The 16,013-nt window shown below is 73.3% G+C and carries 16 protein-coding genes; 5 read left to right on the forward strand and 11 right to left on the reverse strand.

Annotation, left to right across the window (positions count from 1 at the left end):
* Positions 1-69: 69 nt before the first annotated feature.
* The 7 genes from ACFUK0_RS25840 to ACFUK0_RS25870 all read right to left on the reverse strand — a co-directional run bounded on the left by ACFUK0_RS25840 (position 70) and on the right by ACFUK0_RS25870 (position 7,516).
* Positions 70-948 carry an amino acid ABC transporter permease gene (locus tag ACFUK0_RS25840; RefSeq protein ID WP_380254183.1) on the reverse strand — a complete coding sequence of 293 codons (879 nt, stop codon included), beginning with the start codon at positions 946-948 and terminating at the stop codon, positions 70-72.
* Positions 945-1,589: an amino acid ABC transporter permease gene (locus ACFUK0_RS25845; protein ID WP_380254185.1), complete on the reverse strand. Its 645-nt coding sequence runs from the start codon at positions 1,587-1,589 to the stop codon at positions 945-947. The genes ACFUK0_RS25840 and ACFUK0_RS25845 overlap by 4 nt, the downstream gene beginning before the upstream one ends.
* A 14-nt stretch (positions 1,590-1,603) precedes the next feature.
* Positions 1,604-2,500 carry a glutamate ABC transporter substrate-binding protein gene (locus ACFUK0_RS25850; protein WP_380254187.1) on the reverse strand — a complete coding sequence of 299 codons (897 nt, stop codon included), beginning with the start codon at positions 2,498-2,500 and terminating at the stop codon, positions 1,604-1,606.
* 9 nt (positions 2,501-2,509) lie between these two features.
* On the reverse strand, positions 2,510-3,262 hold the full coding sequence (locus tag ACFUK0_RS25855) for an amino acid ABC transporter ATP-binding protein (protein ID WP_380254189.1): 753 nt from the start codon (positions 3,260-3,262) through the stop codon (positions 2,510-2,512).
* 33 nt (positions 3,263-3,295) lie between these two features.
* Positions 3,296-3,553 (reverse strand): LapA family protein, encoded by a 258-nt coding sequence (locus ACFUK0_RS25860; protein WP_380254191.1) that lies wholly within the window; start codon positions 3,551-3,553, stop codon positions 3,296-3,298.
* Positions 3,554-3,717: 164 nt separating this feature from the next.
* On the reverse strand, positions 3,718-5,490 hold the full coding sequence (locus tag ACFUK0_RS25865) for an ABC transporter ATP-binding protein (RefSeq protein ID WP_380254193.1): 1,773 nt from the start codon (positions 5,488-5,490) through the stop codon (positions 3,718-3,720).
* A 148-nt stretch (positions 5,491-5,638) separates the two neighbouring features.
* Positions 5,639-7,516, reverse strand: a complete 1,878-nt coding sequence (locus ACFUK0_RS25870; protein WP_380254195.1) for an ABC transporter transmembrane domain-containing protein — start codon at positions 7,514-7,516, stop codon at positions 5,639-5,641.
* A gap of 342 nt (positions 7,517-7,858) precedes the next feature.
* Between ACFUK0_RS25870 and ACFUK0_RS25875 the strand changes: the two genes are divergently transcribed.
* The gene (locus ACFUK0_RS25875) at positions 7,859-8,722 is read left to right on the forward strand and encodes an aldo/keto reductase (protein WP_380254197.1); all 864 of its coding nucleotides are present in this window, start codon (positions 7,859-7,861) and stop codon (positions 8,720-8,722) included.
* 109 nt (positions 8,723-8,831) lie between these two features.
* Here the strand turns inward: ACFUK0_RS25875 and ACFUK0_RS25880 are convergent, their stop codons facing one another.
* Positions 8,832-9,728: a MarR family transcriptional regulator gene (locus ACFUK0_RS25880; protein WP_380254199.1), complete on the reverse strand. Its 897-nt coding sequence runs from the start codon at positions 9,726-9,728 to the stop codon at positions 8,832-8,834.
* A gap of 406 nt (positions 9,729-10,134) precedes the next feature.
* Here ACFUK0_RS25880 and fabG point away from each other — a divergent pair, with 406 nt between their 5' ends.
* Entirely contained in the window at positions 10,135-10,902 is a 768-nt protein-coding gene (gene fabG / locus ACFUK0_RS25885; protein WP_380254202.1) for a 3-oxoacyl-ACP reductase FabG, read from the forward strand.
* Positions 10,903-10,963: 61 nt separating this feature from the next.
* Here fabG and ACFUK0_RS25890 read toward each other — a convergent pair whose 3' ends face one another.
* Positions 10,964-11,926, reverse strand: a complete 963-nt coding sequence (locus ACFUK0_RS25890) for an LLM class flavin-dependent oxidoreductase (protein ID WP_380254204.1) — start codon at positions 11,924-11,926, stop codon at positions 10,964-10,966.
* An 86-nt stretch (positions 11,927-12,012) separates the two neighbouring features.
* On the opposite strand from ACFUK0_RS25890, the gene ACFUK0_RS25895 reads away from it, so the two are divergent.
* Positions 12,013-12,792, forward strand: a complete 780-nt coding sequence (locus ACFUK0_RS25895) for a helix-turn-helix domain-containing protein (protein WP_380254206.1) — start codon at positions 12,013-12,015, stop codon at positions 12,790-12,792.
* Between the two features lie 31 nt (positions 12,793-12,823).
* Here the strand turns inward: ACFUK0_RS25895 and ACFUK0_RS25900 are convergent, their stop codons facing one another.
* On the reverse strand, positions 12,824-13,012 hold the full coding sequence (locus tag ACFUK0_RS25900; RefSeq protein WP_380254208.1) for an I78 family peptidase inhibitor: 189 nt from the start codon (positions 13,010-13,012) through the stop codon (positions 12,824-12,826).
* A 93-nt stretch (positions 13,013-13,105) separates the two neighbouring features.
* Here ACFUK0_RS25900 and ACFUK0_RS25905 point away from each other — a divergent pair, with 93 nt between their 5' ends.
* On the forward strand, positions 13,106-13,378 hold the full coding sequence (locus tag ACFUK0_RS25905; protein WP_380254210.1) for a DUF6343 family protein: 273 nt from the start codon (positions 13,106-13,108) through the stop codon (positions 13,376-13,378).
* A gap of 40 nt (positions 13,379-13,418) precedes the next feature.
* Here ACFUK0_RS25905 and ACFUK0_RS25910 read toward each other — a convergent pair whose 3' ends face one another.
* Positions 13,419-14,957 carry an aldehyde dehydrogenase family protein gene (locus ACFUK0_RS25910; protein WP_380254216.1) on the reverse strand — a complete coding sequence of 513 codons (1,539 nt, stop codon included), beginning with the start codon at positions 14,955-14,957 and terminating at the stop codon, positions 13,419-13,421.
* 222 nt (positions 14,958-15,179) lie between these two features.
* On the opposite strand from ACFUK0_RS25910, the gene ACFUK0_RS25915 reads away from it, so the two are divergent.
* Positions 15,180-15,968 (forward strand): IclR family transcriptional regulator, encoded by a 789-nt coding sequence (locus ACFUK0_RS25915; protein WP_380254212.1) that lies wholly within the window; start codon positions 15,180-15,182, stop codon positions 15,966-15,968.
* Positions 15,969-16,013: the final 45 nt, after the last annotated feature.

Raw genomic sequence — 16,013 nt, forward strand, 5'->3', positions numbered from 1 at the left:
GGGTCTCAGGTGTCGGTCATGGCCGCCGGAGCCGGCCATCGGTGCGTGGTCGACTCTATCGGAGCGCGGCTACCGCCCGGCCTCGGGCGGCAGACCCGTGGGCGCGTCCGCGGCCGCCACCGGGGCGCCGCCCCTGACCTTGGGACTGCGCCGCCCGCGGCGCTCCAACCAGTGGGCCAGCCAGGACAGTGCGAGGCACATCCCGATGTAGACCGGTGCGATCACCATCACCACCGGGATGAACGGCAGGTCGTAGTCGAGGTTGGTGGCGATCAGCTTTCCGGCGTGCAGGAACTCCTCGAAGGTGATCAGGAAGCCGAGCGAGGTGTCCTTGAGGGCGACCACCAGCTGGCTGATGATGGCCGGCAGCATCGCCCGGTTGGCCTGCGGCACCAGGACGTACGCCATCACCTGGGTCTTGCGCATGCCGAGGGCGAAGGCCGCCTCCTTCTGCCCCTTGGGCACGGCGAGCACGCCGGCCCGGAAGACCTCGGCGAGCACCGAGCCGTTGTAGAGGGTCAGGCCGGCCACCAGTGCCCAGAGCGGTTCGACCTGGAGGGCGATGAAGATGAAGAAGATCATCACCAGTACCGGCATCGCCCGGAAGAACTCCACCACCACGGTGGACACCCAGCGCACCGCCCGGTGGTCGGAGAGCCGGCCGGCGGCGAACAGCGCGCCGAACGGCAGCGCGAACAGCACCGTCCAGCCGAACGCCTCCAGGGTGTTGCGCAGCCCGCGCAGAAGCAGCTCCTGAACGCCCCGGTACTCGAACGGCATCCACTTCTGGTAGGTGAACTGGTCGGTGTGGAACAGCATGTAGACGATCCAGCCGAGCAGTGCGGCGATCGCCAGCAGCGCGATCCAGCCGTACATCCGGTGCCGGGCCGCCGCCTTCGGGCCGGGGACGTCGTACAGCGCGGAGGAGGGCGGGGAGGCAACCGTCATCGGGACACCGCCAGTCGTCGTTCGAGGAGGTTGAACACGGCGCTGATGGCGAGGGTCAGGATCAGGTAGCCGACGGCGATCCAGACGAAGGTCCAGACGATGCTGTAGCCCAGTTCGTTGATGGTCCGGTAGCTGCCGAGCAGTTCGACCACGCTGAAGGAGCCCGCGATCGCGGTGTTCTTGGCGAGCGCGATCAGCACGCTGCCGATCGGTGCGACCACCGAGCGGGACGCCTGCGGGAGCACGATCAGGCTGAGCGTCTGGCCGAACGTCATGCCCAGGCTGCGGGCCGCCTCGCCCTGGCCGAGCGGCACCGTGTTGATGCCCGAGCGCAGCACCTCGCAGATGAACGCCGAGGTGTAGCAGCCGAGGGCGAGCACCGAGAAGGTGAAGAACGGCAGCACGATGTCGAAGCGCGGCAGGCCGAGCACCACGATGAAGAACAGCAGGGTGAGCGGGGTGTTGCGCAGGACGGTCACCCAGACGGTGCCGAAGGCGCGCAGCGACTTGATCGGCGAGACCCGGAACCCGGCCATCAGGACGCCCAGCAGCATCGCCAGCACGCCGCTGACCAGGGTCAGTTCGAGGGTGCCGACGAAGCCGTGCCAGTACGTCGAGAAGTTGTCGGTCAGGACTTTCATGCGGTGCGGCCTCCTCAGTACCGGTCGATCGGCGGCGGGGTGGGCGCCGGCACCCCGGACAGGCCGAGGGTGGCGTCGTAGGCCTTCTTCCAGTCGCCGTTCTGCTCGTGCGCGGCCAGCGCGTCGTCGAGCGCCAGCCGCAGCACCGTGTCGTTGCGGGGGGTGCCGATGCCGTACGGCTCCTTGGAGAACGGCTCCCCGGCGATCTTCATCTCGTCCGGTGCCTTGGCGGCGTAGCCCTGGAGGATGGCGTTGTCCGTGGTGACGGCGTCCACCTGGCCGGTGACCAGGTTGTCCACGCAGGCGGAGTAGGTGTCGTAGCCGACCAGGCGGGCCTTCGGGTAGTCCTTCTCGATCCGCTGGTACGGGGTGGAACCCGCAGCCGAGCAGACCTTCCGGCCGGCCAGGTCCTGTGGCCCGTGGATGCTGTCGTTGCTCCTGCGCACCAGCAGGGACTGCCCCGCGATGAAGTACGGGCCCGCGAAGCCGACCAGCTTCTTGCGGTTGTCGTTGATCGTGTAGGTGCCCACGTAGTAGTCGACCTGGCCGTTCTGCAGCGCGGTCTCGCGGTTGGCGGAGGCGATGGTCCGGAACTCGATGCGGTCCGGACCGAAGCCGAGCGAGGCCGCGACCATCCTGGCGATCTCGATGTCGAAGCCGGAGTACGTGCCGGTGGCCGGGTTCTTCTGGCCCAGGTAGGGCTGGTCCTCCTTGGCCCCGACGACCAGGTGGCCGCGGCCGCGGGCGGCGTCCAGGGTCGGCGATCCGTTGACCGGCGCGCCGGTGCGGACCTGGTAGCCGGGCAGGGCGCCCGGCTGCGGCCCCTTCGGGGGCGGGGTGCCGGGCTTGCCGCAGGCGGCCAGCACGGCGAGGGCTGCGAGGGCTGCGAGGGCCCGCTTGACGACCGTCATGACGACCCCTCAGTGCTTCAGGATCTTGGACAGGAAGTCCCTGGCCCGCTCGCTCTCGGGGGCGTCGAAGAACGCCTCGGGGGTGCGGTCCTCGACGATCCGTCCGTCCGCCATGAAGACCACCCGGTTGGCGGAGGCGCGGGCGAAGCCCATCTCGTGGGTGACCACGACCATGGTCATGCCCTCGCGGGCGAGTTCCTGCATGACGTCCAGCACCTCGTTGATCATCTCGGGGTCGAGGGCGGAGGTGGGCTCGTCGAAGAGCAGCGCCTTCGGGTCCATCGCCAGCGCGCGGGCGATCGCCACCCGCTGCTGCTGGCCGCCGGAGAGCTGGGCCGGGTACTTGTCGGCCTGCGAGGCGAGTCCGACCCGCTCCAGCAGGGCCCGGGACTTCGCGTCGGCCTCGGCCCGGCCCCGCCCGCGGACCTTGACCTGGGCGAGCGAGACGTTCTGCAGCACGGTCTTGTGCGCGAACAGGTTGAAGGACTGGAACACCATCCCGACCTCGGCGCGCAGCTTCGCCAGGCCCTTGCCCTCGGCGGGCAGCGGCTCACCGTCGATGGTGATGGTGCCGGTCTCGATCGGCTCCAGCCGATTGACGGCCCGGCACAGCGTGGACTTGCCGGAGCCGGACGGCCCGATCACCACGACGACCTCGCCGCGGCCGACCGTCAGGTCGATGTCCCGCAGGACGTGCAGTTCGCCGAAGTGCTTGTTGACGCCGCTCAGTTCGATCAGCGGCGTGAAGGCGGCAGTGCTCACCCGGGTGTCCCCTCCTCAGGGTCGCAGCGACCGTTACTTGCTGCGCCTGCCCTTGAGCAGCCAGCCCAGCGCACCGCCCGCGACCAGTGTCGCGAGCAGCGCGATCCAGAGCGGGGCGGTGACGGTGAACACCCAGAACTGGATCTTCACCCGCTCAAGGTTGGCGAACAGGAACCACACCGCAAGGACGATGATCACGCCGATCGCGATGTAGCGGGTCGGGACACCCGCGATCTCGCTCCTGGGGCCCTTGGAACCGAAGGACGACGAACCGTCTGAAATCTTGGTCACCACGGCAGTGTGTGCGCATTCGTCCTGATTAGTCCGGCCGCCCGGCCGCGCCTGGCCCACCCGGATCCACCGCAACACCCGGATGGCCCAGCCCCACGACGGCCCCGGCCCGACCGGCACCCTCGACGGGGCCGGACGGGCCGGGGTGGACGGGCCGTCGGGCGCTAGCCCTCGTCCCGCCAGGAGCGCCAGAGCGCGGCGTACGGGCCGCCCGCCGCGACCAGCTCCGGGTGGCTGCCGTACTCGCTGATCCGGCCGCCCTCGACCACCGCGATCACGTCCGCGTCGTGCGCGGTGTGCAGCCGGTGGGCGATCGCGATCACCGTCCGGCCCTCCAGCACCCGCGAGAGCGAGCGCTCCAGGTGCCGGGCCGCGCGCGGGTCGAGCAGCGAGGTCGCCTCGTCCAGGACGAGGGTGTGCGGGTCCGCCAGGACGAGCCGGGCCAGCGCGAGCTGCTGCGCCTGCGGCGGGGTGAGGGCCACCGCGCCGGAGCCGACCTCGGTGTCCAGGCCCTCCGCCAGTGCGTCCGCCCACTCGGTGGCGTCGACCGCCGCCAGTGCTGCGCGCAGCTCGGTGTCGTCGGCCTCCGGCGCGGCGAGCCGCAGGTTGTCCCGCAGCGTGCCGACGAACACGTGGTGCTCCTGGTTGACCAGCGCGACCCGGGCGCGGACCCGCTCGGCGGGCATCCGCGCGAGCGAGGCGCCCCCCAGCGTCACGCTGCCCCGGCCCGGGGCGTAGATCCCGGCCAGCAACCGCCCGAGGGTGGACTTGCCCGCCCCCGAGGGCCCGACCAGCGCCACCCGGCTGCCCGGCGCGATGTCCAGGCTGATGCCGTGCAGCACGTCGGAGCCCTCGCGGTAGCCGAAGCGGACGTCGGTGGCCTCCACCCGGCGGCCGTCCGGGTGGACGGAGTCGTCCGTCTCCGGGTCCTCCACCTCGCGGACCCCGACCAGCCGGGCCAGCGAGGCCTGGCCGACCTGGAGTTCGTCGTACCAGCGCAGGATCAGATCGACCGGCCCGGTCAGCGCCTGCGCGTAGAGCACCCCGGTGGTCAGCTGGCCCACGCTGATCCAGCCCTTGAGGGTGAACAGCCCGCCGAGCACCAGCGTGCCGAGCACGGCGAGGCTGTAGACGGCGTCGATGGCCGGGAACCACATGGTGCGCAGCCACATCGTGTAGCGCTCCCAGGCCAGCCACTCGCCGAGCTTGCGGTCGGTGAGCCTGACCCGGTCGTCGCCCAGGCGCAGGGTCTCGACCGTCCGGCCGGCGTCGACCGTCTCCGCCAGCACGGTGTTCACGGCCGCGTACCCCGCCGACTCCGAGCGGTAGGACTGCGGGGCGCGGCGGAAGTACCAGCGGGAGCTGACCAGCAGCAGCGGCAGGCCGGTGACCGCGGTCAGCGCCAGCAGCGGCGAGGTGACGACGAGGGCGCCCAGCACCAGCACCAGCGAGACCACCGCGACGGCCAGCTCCGGCACCGCCTCCCGGACGGACTTGGAGAGCCGGTCGACGTCGGTGGTGCCGCGCGACACCAGGTCGCCGGTGCCGGCCCGCTCCAGCACGCCGGGCGGCAGCGCCACCGAGCGCACCAGGAAGTCCTCCCGCAGGTCGGCGAGCACCTCCTCGCCGAGCACGCCGCCCCGCAGCCGGGACCACCAGGTGAAGCCGGACTGCACGACCAGGGCCAGCAGGTACCACCCGACGGCCGCCATGATGGTGCTCTCGGCGGTGCCGGTGGCGAGTGACTCGACGAGCCTGCCGAGCACCCACGGGCCGACCAGGCCGGCCACCGTGGCGACGGCGTGCAGGGCGACCACCGAGCCGAAGTTGGCCCGGTGGCGCCGGGCGAGCAGGCGGACGTAGCTGCGGACGGCCGCCGGGGAGCCGACGGGCAGCATGGTGGCCGGCCCGTGCTCCTGCTGGGCGGGTGGCTTCATGCGGTGCTCCTGGGGCGAGGTCCGGCGGCTTCGCCGGGGGAACGGGCAGCAAGACGGGCAGTGGGAGGGACGGCGGGAAGGACGGCGGGAGGGGCGGTGGGAGGGGCGGTGGGAGGGACAGCAGGACGGACGGCGCCACGGAGGTCGCTCACACCGGCTCCTTCACGGCCACCGGGTCCTGCACCGCCGCCGGCTCCTGCTCGCGGGTGACCACGGCGCGGTAGTGCGGCTCGCTGCGCAGCAGCTCGCGGTGGCTGCCGGCGGCGGTGACCCGGCCGTCGTGCACCAGCACGACACGGTCGGCCTGGTCGAGCAGCAGCGGGCTGGTCGCGAGGACGACGGTGGTGCGGCCGGCCCGGTTCCTGCGCAGGCCGGCCGCGATCCGCGACTCGGTGTGGGCGTCGACCGCGCTGGTCGGCTCGTCCAGGACGAGGACGGGCGGGTCGGCGAACAGCGAGCGGGCCAGCGCGAGCCGCTGGCGCTGGCCGCCGGAGAGCGAGCGGCCGCGCTCGGTGATCCTGGCCCGCATCGGGTCGCCGCCGCAGTCGGGCGAGCCGTCCACCAGCGCCTCCAGGACGTCCTCGGCGCGGGCCGCGGCCAGCGCGTCGGCGGCCTCGACCCGGCCGGAGGCCGGGATGTCCAGCAGTTCGGCAAGGGTGCCGGAGAGCAGCACCGGCTCCTTGTCGTGGACCAGCACGGCGGCGCGGGCCTCGGACAGCGGGACGGCGTCCAGCGGGGTGCCGCCGAGGCGTACCGAGGGCAGCGGCGGCTCGACGGCGAGCCCCGGTCCCTGCCCCGGTCCCTGCTCCGGTCCGTGCGCCGATTCCTGCGCCGGACCGGGCACCGGGGCGTCGTCGGAGCCCTCAGGCAGCGGGACGTGGCCCCCGAGGCGCTCGGCGAGCAGCCCCGCGAAGTCCGGGTCGCCGCAGACCACGGCCGTCAGCTCGCCCGCGCGGGCGGTCAGACCGGTGACGGGGTCGTGCAGGTCGCCGGCCTCGGGACGGCCCAGGGTGGCGTCCGGCACGGTGGTGCCGCGGGTCAGCGCGAGCACCCGGGCGGCCCGGCCGGCGGAGACCCGGGCGACGCTCCAGGCGTGCGCGGCCTCGCCGAGGATGCGCAGCGGGGCGGCCAGGAAGGCGGTCGCGCCGTACACCGAGACCAGGGTCCCGATCCCGATCTCGCCGGCGGCGGCGAGGTGGGCGCCGTACCAGGTGATGCCGACCACGAAGAGGCCGGGCAGCAGCACCTGCTGGGCCTGCATCAGCGAGGACAGCCTGGTGGCGCGCACGGCGGCGGCCCGGACCTTCTGGGAGGCGGCGCGGTAGCGCGCCAGGAACAGCTCCTCGCCGCCGATGCCGCGCAGCACGCGCAGCCCGGCGACGGTGTCGGCGGCCAGCTCGGTGGCCTTGCCGCCGAGCGCGCGCTGTTCGGAGTAGCGCTTCTCGAACGGCCCGAGCAGCGGCCAGACGGAGGCGGCGAGCACCGGCACGCCGAGCAGCACGATGAGGCCGAGCAGCGGCTGGACGGTCAGCACCACGGCACTGACGGCGAGCCAGACCAGCACGGCGGCGCGGACCCGGGCGACCAGCTCGACGTACCAGCCGATCTTCTCCACGTCGCCGCTGCCGACGGCGACGATCTCGCCGGTGGCGATCCGGCGGGAGAGGCCGGCGCCGAGCCGGGAGGCCTGGCGGGCGACCAGCTGGCGGACCTGGGTGGCGGCGGTGATCCAGTTCCAGACGGCCTGGCGGTGCAGCAGCACGGTGCCGACGGAGGCGACGACGGCCAGCGCGAGTGCGAAGGCACCGGCCTGCCAGATTCCGGCGCTGTCGCCGTCGACGGCGGCCTGGACGCCCCGCCCGAGCGGCAGCGGCAGGGCTGCCTGGCAGCCCATCTCCAGCAGCGCCCAGCAGGTGGAGAGCACCTGGCCGCGCCGTTGGCTGCGCTGGAGCCAGCGCAGGAAGGCGAGCGGTGAGGAGAGGTCGGGACTGCCGGGGTCGGGCATCGGCAGGGTTCTGAGCGGCATGACGCTCCGTTGCGGGGGTGTACGGGCACGGGCCAGGGAGCTCGCGGCCCGGGTCGCGGGCGCGGCTGGGGACCCGGCGCGGTGGGCGTCGGGCCCGTAGAAGGGGTGTGCGGGCGGGCCCGCGGGCGGGCGCCGCCGGCGGGACGGGGCCGGCGAGGTCACGGCCGGGCAGGTTCAGGACGTCATGGGAGACGAGCCTGCCCGCCGGACTGTGACCTGCGCAACAGGTTTTCCGGCCGCCCGCAGAATCGGAAACAATCCTGTTCGTTCGGGGAACATACGGTCGATCCCGCTGGTTGGGACGTCCGGAAGCATTGGACGACCAGGAGGGCACCCCTTCCCGTGAGCACCATCCCCAACGTCACCCTCAACAACGGGGTCGAGATCCCGCAGCTCGGTTTCGGCGTCTGGCAGGTCCCGGACGCCGAGGCGACCGCTGCGGTGCGCAGCGCCGTCGAGGCGGGCTACCGCTCGATCGACACGGCCGCGATCTACGAGAACGAGGCCGGTACCGGCCAGGCGCTCGCCGAGGCACTGGCCGGCGGCGTCGCCCGCGAGGACCTCTTCGTCACCACCAAGCTGTGGAACTCGGGCACCGCCGACTGGTCGGGGGACCAGGGCCGCGACGCCGTGCTGAAGGCCTTCGACGACTCGCTGGGCAAGCTGGGTCTCGACTACGTCGACCTCTACCTGATCCACTGGCCGCGCCCGATGCACGGTAGCTACCTGAACATCTGGAAGGCCTTCGAGCAGCTGCTCGCGGACGGCCGGGTGAAGTCCGTCGGCGTGTCCAACTTCGGCCCCGAGCAGCTGACCCGCCTGCTGGCGGAGTCCTCGGTGGTGCCCGTCCTGAACCAGGTCGAGCTGCACCCGCACTTCCCGCAGCGCGAGCTGCGCGCCTTCCACGCCCGGCACGGCATCGCCACCGAGGCGTGGAGCCCGCTGGGCCAGGGCAAGGGCCTGCTCACCGAGCCCGCGCTGGTGAAGATCGCCGAGAAGCACGGCCGTACCGTCGCCCAGGTCGTGCTGCGCTGGCACCTGCAGAGCGGCGTGATCGCGATCCCGAAGTCCGTCACCCCCTCGCGGATCAGGGAGAACCTGGACGTCGCCGGCTTCGAGCTGGACGCCGAGGACCTCGCGGCGATCGCCGGCGTCGAGTCCGGTGAGCGCCTCGGCCCGGACCCGCAGGATTTCGACTGGAACTGATGCCGCGGCCGGCCTGACGGAACATCACCGGCCCGGTGCGCCCAGGCCGAAGGCCGTCACCCCGGTCGGGTGACGGCCTTCGGCGACGAGGCGAATCGTTTTAGCTGGTCTACAGACGGGCCGCCTTGGCGAGCAGCGCGAGGGCCGCCTCGTGCTCGTGCTCCTCCAGCGGGGAGAGCAGCAGCAGCTGCACCTGCCGGACGCCGGCGGCCGAGCGGTGCAGCAGGTCCTGTCCCGCCGAGGACAGCGAGAGCAGGTTGCGGCGCCCGTCCGAAGGGTCCCGGCGACGCAGCACCAGGCCGCGGCGGACGAGGCGGCTGACCATCTCGGCCATCGTCGCCTTGTCCAGCGAGGCCAGCTCGCCGACGGTGCGCTGGTCGGCGCCCGGCTCCAGCTCCAGCGCGTCCAGCACCGCGTACTGCGGCGCCGTCAGCTCGGAACCGACGTGCTCGGACCAGAGCTTGGTGTGCACCTGCTGGCCGACCCGGATCAGATAGCCGATCGCCCGCTGGGCGTCCAGTATCGGGCGCGCGTCGGCCATCACGGCCACCGCGGCCGGCTCCAGCCTGGCTATCCTCGCCATCACCTTGACGATGTCGATCTGCTCCTCGGGGCTGAGCGGCTCGAAGAGCGTCCGCTGCACCCTGACCACTCCGCCGGTGGCCTCGCGCACCGCCTGCGCGCCGTTCTGAGAGAGCGCCAGCAGCTTGCGCCGGCCGTCCGCCGGGTCGCGGCGCCGCAGCACCAGACCCCGTCGGACCAGACGAGCGACCATTTCGGCCATCGTCGCCTTGTCGAGCGAGGCCCGCTCCCCCACCGTGCGCTGGTCGGCGCCCGGTTCGAGAGCGAGGACGAGCAGCACGGCGAACTGTGGCGCCGTGAGGTCTGCGCCGACGTGCTCGGACCACAACCTGGTGTGGACCTGCTGCGCGACGCGGATGAGGTGGCCGGGCGACTGCTGCAGTCGCGCGGACACGCGGGTCGTCGGGATCTCCCCCAGCACCATGTATCCGTCCCGATGTCACACCCGGTGTGTGTGGGACACCCGGGTGGGGCAGTAACGGCGTGTGGGCGTCCCGCTATGAGGGAGGGCGCGCCAGCCGTGCAGCCGGTGGCTGCTGGCGCACACTATACAAACGCCAAGCCCCTGCTGGCAGACGGGGGCCGATAGTAGACGCAACTTCCGGGAACTTGGCATATTTACGCGCCCCTGCGGGGTGCCGTTCACTCATTCGCAGCAGAAAGCCGACCGGCCGGTCCTTACCGTCTGTCACCTGCGGCTCTGTCCTCTGGTTCCGATGACTACTCGTCGGTAAGGTGTGCGCGAAGCGCTCTCAACGCCACCCTCCCGGGCCGGTCGCCGAAAAAAACCGGTGCCTGCCCGTAACCCACCAAGAGAGACGAGACCGAGCATGACCGAGCAGAGCACCGCCCCCCGGGTCGCGGTCGTCACCGGCGCAGCACGCGGAATCGGCGCCGCCACCGCCCTCCGGCTGGCGGCCGACGGCTATGCCGTCGCCGTGGTCGACCTGGAGGAGGCGGCCGGCAAGGACACCGTCGACAAGATCGTCGCGGCCGGCGGGCAGGCCCTGGCCGTCGGCGCGGACGTCTCGGACGCCGAGCAGGTCCAGGCCGCCGTCGACAGGATCGCCGCCGAACTGGGCGCCCCGGTCGTGCTGGTCAACAACGCCGGCGTGCTCCGCGACAACCTGCTGTTCAAGATGTCCGAGTCGGACTGGGACACCGTGATGAACGTGCACCTCAAGGGCGCCTTCCTGATGACCCGCGCGGTGCAGAAGCACATGGTGGACGCCGGCTTCGGCCGCGTCGTCAACCTGTCCTCCTCCTCCGCCCAGGGCAACCGCGGCCAGGCCAACTACTCCGCCGCGAAGGCCGGCCTGCAGGGCTTCACCAAGACCCTGGCCATCGAGCTCGGCAAGTTCGGCATCACCGCCAACGCCGTCGCGCCCGGCTTCATCGCCACCGAGATGACGGCGGCCACCGCCGCCCGGATCGGCATGGAGTTCGAGGCGTTCAAGCAGGCCGCCGCCACCCAGATCCCGGTCAACCGCGTCGGCGTCCCCGAGGACATCGCCAACACGATCTCCTTCCTGGCCGGCGAGGGCGCCGGCTTCGTCTCCGGACAGGTCATCTACGTCGCGGGCGGGCCGCTCGACTGACGGGTTCCGGCCGGATCGGGGCGCCTCCGACGGACACCCCGATCCGGCTGCGGTGCGACGTTCAGCCAGACCCGCGCAGCACCGGGAGCAGCTCGGCGATCCGCTCCAACTGCCCTGCCTGGCCCGGTAGATCGGGTGCGCCGAGCCGGCAGACCAGGTGCGTCACCCCCGCCGACAGGTAGCCCCGCAGGACGTCCGCGATGTGCTCGACCGGCCCGGCGACGAGGAGCTGGATCGTCTCGACCACCTCCAGCGGGAGCCCGTACCCCGCCCGGCAGTACGCGTCCAGCGCCGCGCGCCCGGACGCCACGTCCGGCGTGACCAGCAGGGTGGTGTAAAGGGCGGGGGTGATCGCGGCCGGGTCGCGGCCCGCGCCGGTGGCCGACGCGCGGACGGCGGCGAGCCCGGGCGCGTACCGGGCCGGGTCCGGCGGGTAGGGCAGCCACCCGTCGTAGCGGCGGCCGGCGCGCTCCAGTGCCGCCGGGGTCGCACCGCCGAGCCAGAGCGGCGGACCGCCGGGGCGGTGCGGGGCGAGCGGCTCGGGCAGGTCGTCGAAGTGCAGCACCTTGCCGTGGAAGTCGCTGGGGCCGGAGGCGGTCCAGAGGTGGCGCCAGAGTTCGACGGTGTCGTCGAGCCGGGCGAAGCGGCGCTGCCAGGGCACCTCGGAGGCGGCGTACTCCCGTTCGGAACGGTTGGGGAAGCCCGCGCCGACTGCCACCACCAGCCGCCCGCCGGAGAGTTGGTCGATCGAGGCGAGCGCCTGCGCGCTCTGGACGGGCCGGCGGAAGGCGGGCAGCAGCGCCGCCGTGCCGAGGGTGATCCGTTCGGTGCGCACGGCCAGCGCGCCGAGCAGGGCGAGCGGTTCCAGCACGGGGCGGAGCAGGGTGTCACCGGCCCACAGGGAGTCGAACCCCAGCTCCTCGGCCCGTACCGCGAAGTCGATCAGGGCACGCGGGCCGGCGCCCGCACCCCACTGTGCGTGGCCGGTCGGCAGCACCAGCCCGAGGCGAATGTCGTCATCCATGCGGGCCAGCCTGCGCCGGGCGGGTGCGGGCGGCAATTCCCCGCAGGGAATGGCGACTCCCCCGGCGCCGGCAGTAGAACTGCACCATGGACTTCCCCCGGGAACTACGCGAGCGGCGCGTCCGGCGCCGGCTCAGCCAACTCGAACTGGCGGACCGGGCCGGCACCACTCAGCGCCACCTCAGCTTCATGGAGACCGGCCGGTCCGCCCCCGGCCGGGAGATGGTGGTGCGGCTGGCCGAGTCGCTGGAGCTGCCGCTGCGCGAACGCAACGACCTTCTGCTGTCGGCGGGTTACGCCCCCGCCTACCCGAGCGGCGCCCTCGGCGGCCCCGAACTCGCCCCGGTGATGGAGGCGTTGGAGCACATCCTGACCGGGCACCTGCCCTACCCGGCGGTGGTCGTCGACCGCTACGGCCGACTGGTCGCCGCCAACGACGCGTTCGCGCTGCTCACCGAGGGGGCCGACGCCGGACTGCTCGGCCCGGAGCCGAACCTCTTCCGGCTCGCGCTGCACCCCGGGGGCCTGGCGCCGCGCATCGCCAACTTCGACGACTGGGCGCAGCACGTGGTGTCGGGCCTGCGCCGCGAGGCCGACCGCCACCCGGACGAGCAGCTGGCCGCCCTCTGCGCCGAACTCGCCGGCTACGCGCCGGCCCGCCACCCGTCCGCCCCCGACACGCTCGGCTTCGCGGTGCCGATGGAGCTGCGCTCGCGGCACGGTCTGCTGCGCCTGATCACCACCGTCACCACCTTCGCCACGGCGGCGGACGTGACGCTGGCCGAGCTGAAACTGGAGGCCTTCCTGCCCGCCGACCGGGCCACCGCGGCCGTCCTGACCGGGCTCCGCGACGCCCCGGGGCACTGACCGGGCCCGCCGCCGACGGCTCGGCAGCGCCTCAGCCCTCCCAGCCGCGCTCCACCACGCCGTCCCTGACCAGCAGGTTCAGCCGGCCCTCGCGGTGGTCCATGGTCATCATGGCGCCGGGGGCGAGCACCCGGACGACGGCCCAGCCGTGCTCACGCGCGCGCTCCTCGGCGACCGCCGCCGGCAGCCCGCAGTAGTCCTCCGCCGTGCCGCCTGCCATGGCCGTGCCCCCTCCTGGTCGGACGTGCGCCGGACGTACGCTGGGAATGGTAGTCCGGTGCGGTGAACGCCCGGCCGGGAGGAGGTGGACGGCATGCGCGCGACGACGCCCCGGCGGTGGCACAGCGGAACAGAACCCGCCACCGCCCGGAGCGACCTCAGACTGCGGTTGCTGCTGTCCCTCACCTTCACGCCGTTCTTCGCGCTCTGCACGGCCGGCTTCGCCGTGTTCGCCTCGCGGGCCACTCCGGACGGCGTGCCGAGCCAGGGGACGCTGATCGGCTTCGCCGTCGCCTGCGGGGCGCTGACCCTGTTCGCGGTGGTGGACCTCTGGATCGTCCTGCGGCGCCGGCAGACCGAGCTCTGACCTGCCGCGCAGCAGACGGCGCTGCCCCCGGGCGCTGCTCCTAGCGGCCCTGCTCGGAGCGCCCGTCCACCCGCCGCGGCACGCCCAGCGGGTTCCCGTCGCGCAGTTCGGGCGGCAGGAGCTCCTCGGGGACGGCCTGGTAGCTGACCGGCCGCAGCCAGCGTCCGATCGCGCCCCCGCCGACCGAGGTGGAGGTCGAGGTGGAGGCCGGGTACGGCCCGCCGTGGTGCATCGCGGGGGCGACCGCGACGCCGGTCGGCCAGCCGTCGACCACGATCCGGCCGGCCAGCGGGAGCAGGCTGCGCAGCAGTGCGGCGGCGTCCTCGCCGCGCTCGTCGGCCGCGAACTGCACGGTGGCGGTGAGGTTGCCGTCCAGCCGGGCGAGCACGGCCGCCAGCTCCGCCGGGTCGCGGTAGCGCGCCAGCACGGTGACCGGGCCGAAGCACTCCTCCAGCAGGAGCGCGTGCGGGCCCTCACCGGTGAGCAGTTCGGCGGGCACCGCCAGCACCCCGGGGCGGACGGCGAGCGGTGCGGTCGCGGTCGGTGCCTCGGCCGCCGCGAGCAGTTCGTCGACGCCGGGCAGTGCGGCCCGTTCGCGGACGCCGGCCAGGAACGCCGTGCGCATCCGGACGTCGAGCAGCGGGGCGGCCGGGGCCCGGCCGGCGGCCTCGACCACGGCCATCTCCAGCGCGCCGGCGTCGGTATCGCCCGCAGGAGTCAGCACCAGGCCCGGCTTCACGCAGAACTGTCCGTTGCCCAGGGTGAAGGACGCGGCCAGGCCCGCACCGATCTCGGCGGCCCGGCCGGCCGCCGCGGCGGGGGTGACCACCACCGGGTTGAGGCTGCCGAGTTCGCCGTGGAACGGGATCGGCCGGGGCCTGGCCGCCGCGATGTCGTGCAGGGCGCGCCCGCCGCGGACGGAGCCGGTGAAGCCGACGGCGGCGGTGAGCGGGTGGCGGACGAGCGCGGGCCCCGCCTCGAACCCGTGCACCAGGGACAGCACGTCCGCGGGCAGGCCGACGGAGACCGCGGCCTCGCGCAGCAGCCGGGCGCAGAGTTCGCTCGTGGCGGGGTGGTCGGGGTGGGCCTTGACGACCACGGGGCAGCCCGCCGCGAGGGCGCTGGCGGTGTCGCCGCCGGGGACGCTGAAGGCGAGCGGGAAGTTGCTGGCGGCGAACACGGCGACGACGCCGAGCCCGGTGCGGATCCGGCGCAGGTCGGGGCGGCCGAGCGCGGGGTCGGCGTGGTCGATCACCACGTCGAGGTAGGCGCCCTCCTCGACGATCCCGGCGAACTCGCGCAACTGGTAGGTGGTGCGGGCGAGTTCTCCGCCGAGCCGGGGCACTCCGAGGGCGCTCTCCGCGTCGGCGACGGCGATCACCTCGTCGGAGGCGCGCTCCAGGTGGTCGGCGGCGGCGCGCAGCAGGGCGGCCCGCAGCGGCCGGTCGGCCAGGGCGTGGGCGGCGCCGGCGGCGGCCCGTACGACGCGGTCGACGTCGGCGGGGCCGGCCTCCACGGCGACCTGCGCGCGGTGGTCGCCGGTGCGCGGGTCGGTGCTCCACACGGGTGTCGCGGGCACGGTCGCCGCCGGCCCCGTGGTCGCGGCGGTTTCGGTGGTCACGGCGCAGGCCTCCTCATCGGGGTGGTGGTCCGGTAGCGTCCGCTCCAGGGCCCGCGCGGGGTCCTGCGAGTGGTCTGCACCACGATGTCCACACACCATGAATTTGTTCAGTATGCTGAACGCCATACAACTCGTTGAACTCGCGGGACGATACGCCGCGCGACAGAGGGGGTCAAGGGCATGACCACACCGACCAGCCCCACCACCGGCGCCGGCGCCGGTGCCCAGGTGAAGTCCGCCGTACGCACGGTCGAACTCCTGGAGTACTTCGCGGGGCACACCGGCATGCACAGCCTCGCCGAGGTGCAGGAGCAGACCGGCTACCCGAAGAGCAGCCTCTACATGCTGCTGCGCACCCTGGTCGAACTCGGCTGGGTGGAGACCGACGCCACCGGCACCCGGTACGGCATCGGGGTGCGGGCGCTGCTCGTCGGCACCTCGTACATCGACGGCGACGAGGTGGTCGCGGCGGCCCGGCCGACGCTCGACCGGCTGGCCGACGACACCTCGGAGACCATCCACCTGGCCCGCCTGGACGGCACCAACGTGGTCTACCTGGCGACCCGGCAGTCCCAGCACAGCCTGCGCCCGTTCACCCGGATCGGGCGCAGGCTGCCCGCGCACTCCACCTCGCACGGCAAGGCGCTGCTGGCCACGTACTCCGACGAGCAGGTCCGCAGGCTGCTGCCGGCCGAGCTGGAGCCGCTGACCGAGCACACCCACACCGACCGCGAGATGCTGATCGAGGAGCTGCGCGAGATCCGCGAGCGCGGCTACGCGGTCGACCGCGAGGAGAACACGCTGGGCCTGCGCTGCTTCGGCACCGCGATCCCGTACCGCACCCCGGCGCGGGACGCCGTGAGCGTGTCGGTGCCGATCGCCCGGCTGACCCCGGGGCGGGAGCAGATGATCCGGGACGCGCTGCTGGACGCCCGCGAGCGGCTCACCCTGGCCACCCGCCACCTCTGACGCAGCATCACCCTCCGGCGGCGCCCCGCACTTCACGTGCGGGGC

Origin of the sequence: Kitasatospora sp. NPDC057223 (assembly GCF_042669755.1) — a bacterium.
Classification (GTDB): Bacteria; Actinomycetota; Actinomycetes; order Streptomycetales; family Streptomycetaceae; genus Kitasatospora.

What these genes read in the sequence shown, in the direction of transcription:
- ACFUK0_RS25840 (WP_380254183.1), bottom strand. Translation starts at nt 948, where the DNA reads ATGACGGTTGCCTCCCCGCCCTCCTCCGCGCTGTACGACGTCCCCGGC.
- ACFUK0_RS25845 (WP_380254185.1), bottom strand. Translation starts at nt 1,589, where the DNA reads ATGAAAGTCCTGACCGACAACTTCTCGACGTACTGGCACGGCTTCGTC.
- ACFUK0_RS25850 (WP_380254187.1), bottom strand. Translation starts at nt 2,500, where the DNA reads ATGACGGTCGTCAAGCGGGCCCTCGCAGCCCTCGCAGCCCTCGCCGTG.
- ACFUK0_RS25865 (WP_380254193.1), bottom strand. Translation starts at nt 5,490, where the DNA reads ATGAAGCCACCCGCCCAGCAGGAGCACGGGCCGGCCACCATGCTGCCC.
- ACFUK0_RS25870 (WP_380254195.1), bottom strand. Translation starts at nt 7,516, where the DNA reads ATGCCGCTCAGAACCCTGCCGATGCCCGACCCCGGCAGTCCCGACCTC.
- ACFUK0_RS25880 (WP_380254199.1), bottom strand. Translation starts at nt 9,728, where the DNA reads ATGGTGCTGGGGGAGATCCCGACGACCCGCGTGTCCGCGCGACTGCAG.
- fabG (WP_380254202.1), top strand. Translation starts at nt 10,135, where the DNA reads ATGACCGAGCAGAGCACCGCCCCCCGGGTCGCGGTCGTCACCGGCGCA.
- ACFUK0_RS25890 (WP_380254204.1), bottom strand. Translation starts at nt 11,926, where the DNA reads ATGGATGACGACATTCGCCTCGGGCTGGTGCTGCCGACCGGCCACGCA.
- ACFUK0_RS25895 (WP_380254206.1), top strand. Translation starts at nt 12,013, where the DNA reads ATGGACTTCCCCCGGGAACTACGCGAGCGGCGCGTCCGGCGCCGGCTC.
- ACFUK0_RS25900 (WP_380254208.1), bottom strand. Translation starts at nt 13,012, where the DNA reads ATGGCAGGCGGCACGGCGGAGGACTACTGCGGGCTGCCGGCGGCGGTC.
- ACFUK0_RS25905 (WP_380254210.1), top strand. Translation starts at nt 13,106, where the DNA reads ATGCGCGCGACGACGCCCCGGCGGTGGCACAGCGGAACAGAACCCGCC.
- ACFUK0_RS25915 (WP_380254212.1), top strand. Translation starts at nt 15,180, where the DNA reads ATGACCACACCGACCAGCCCCACCACCGGCGCCGGCGCCGGTGCCCAG.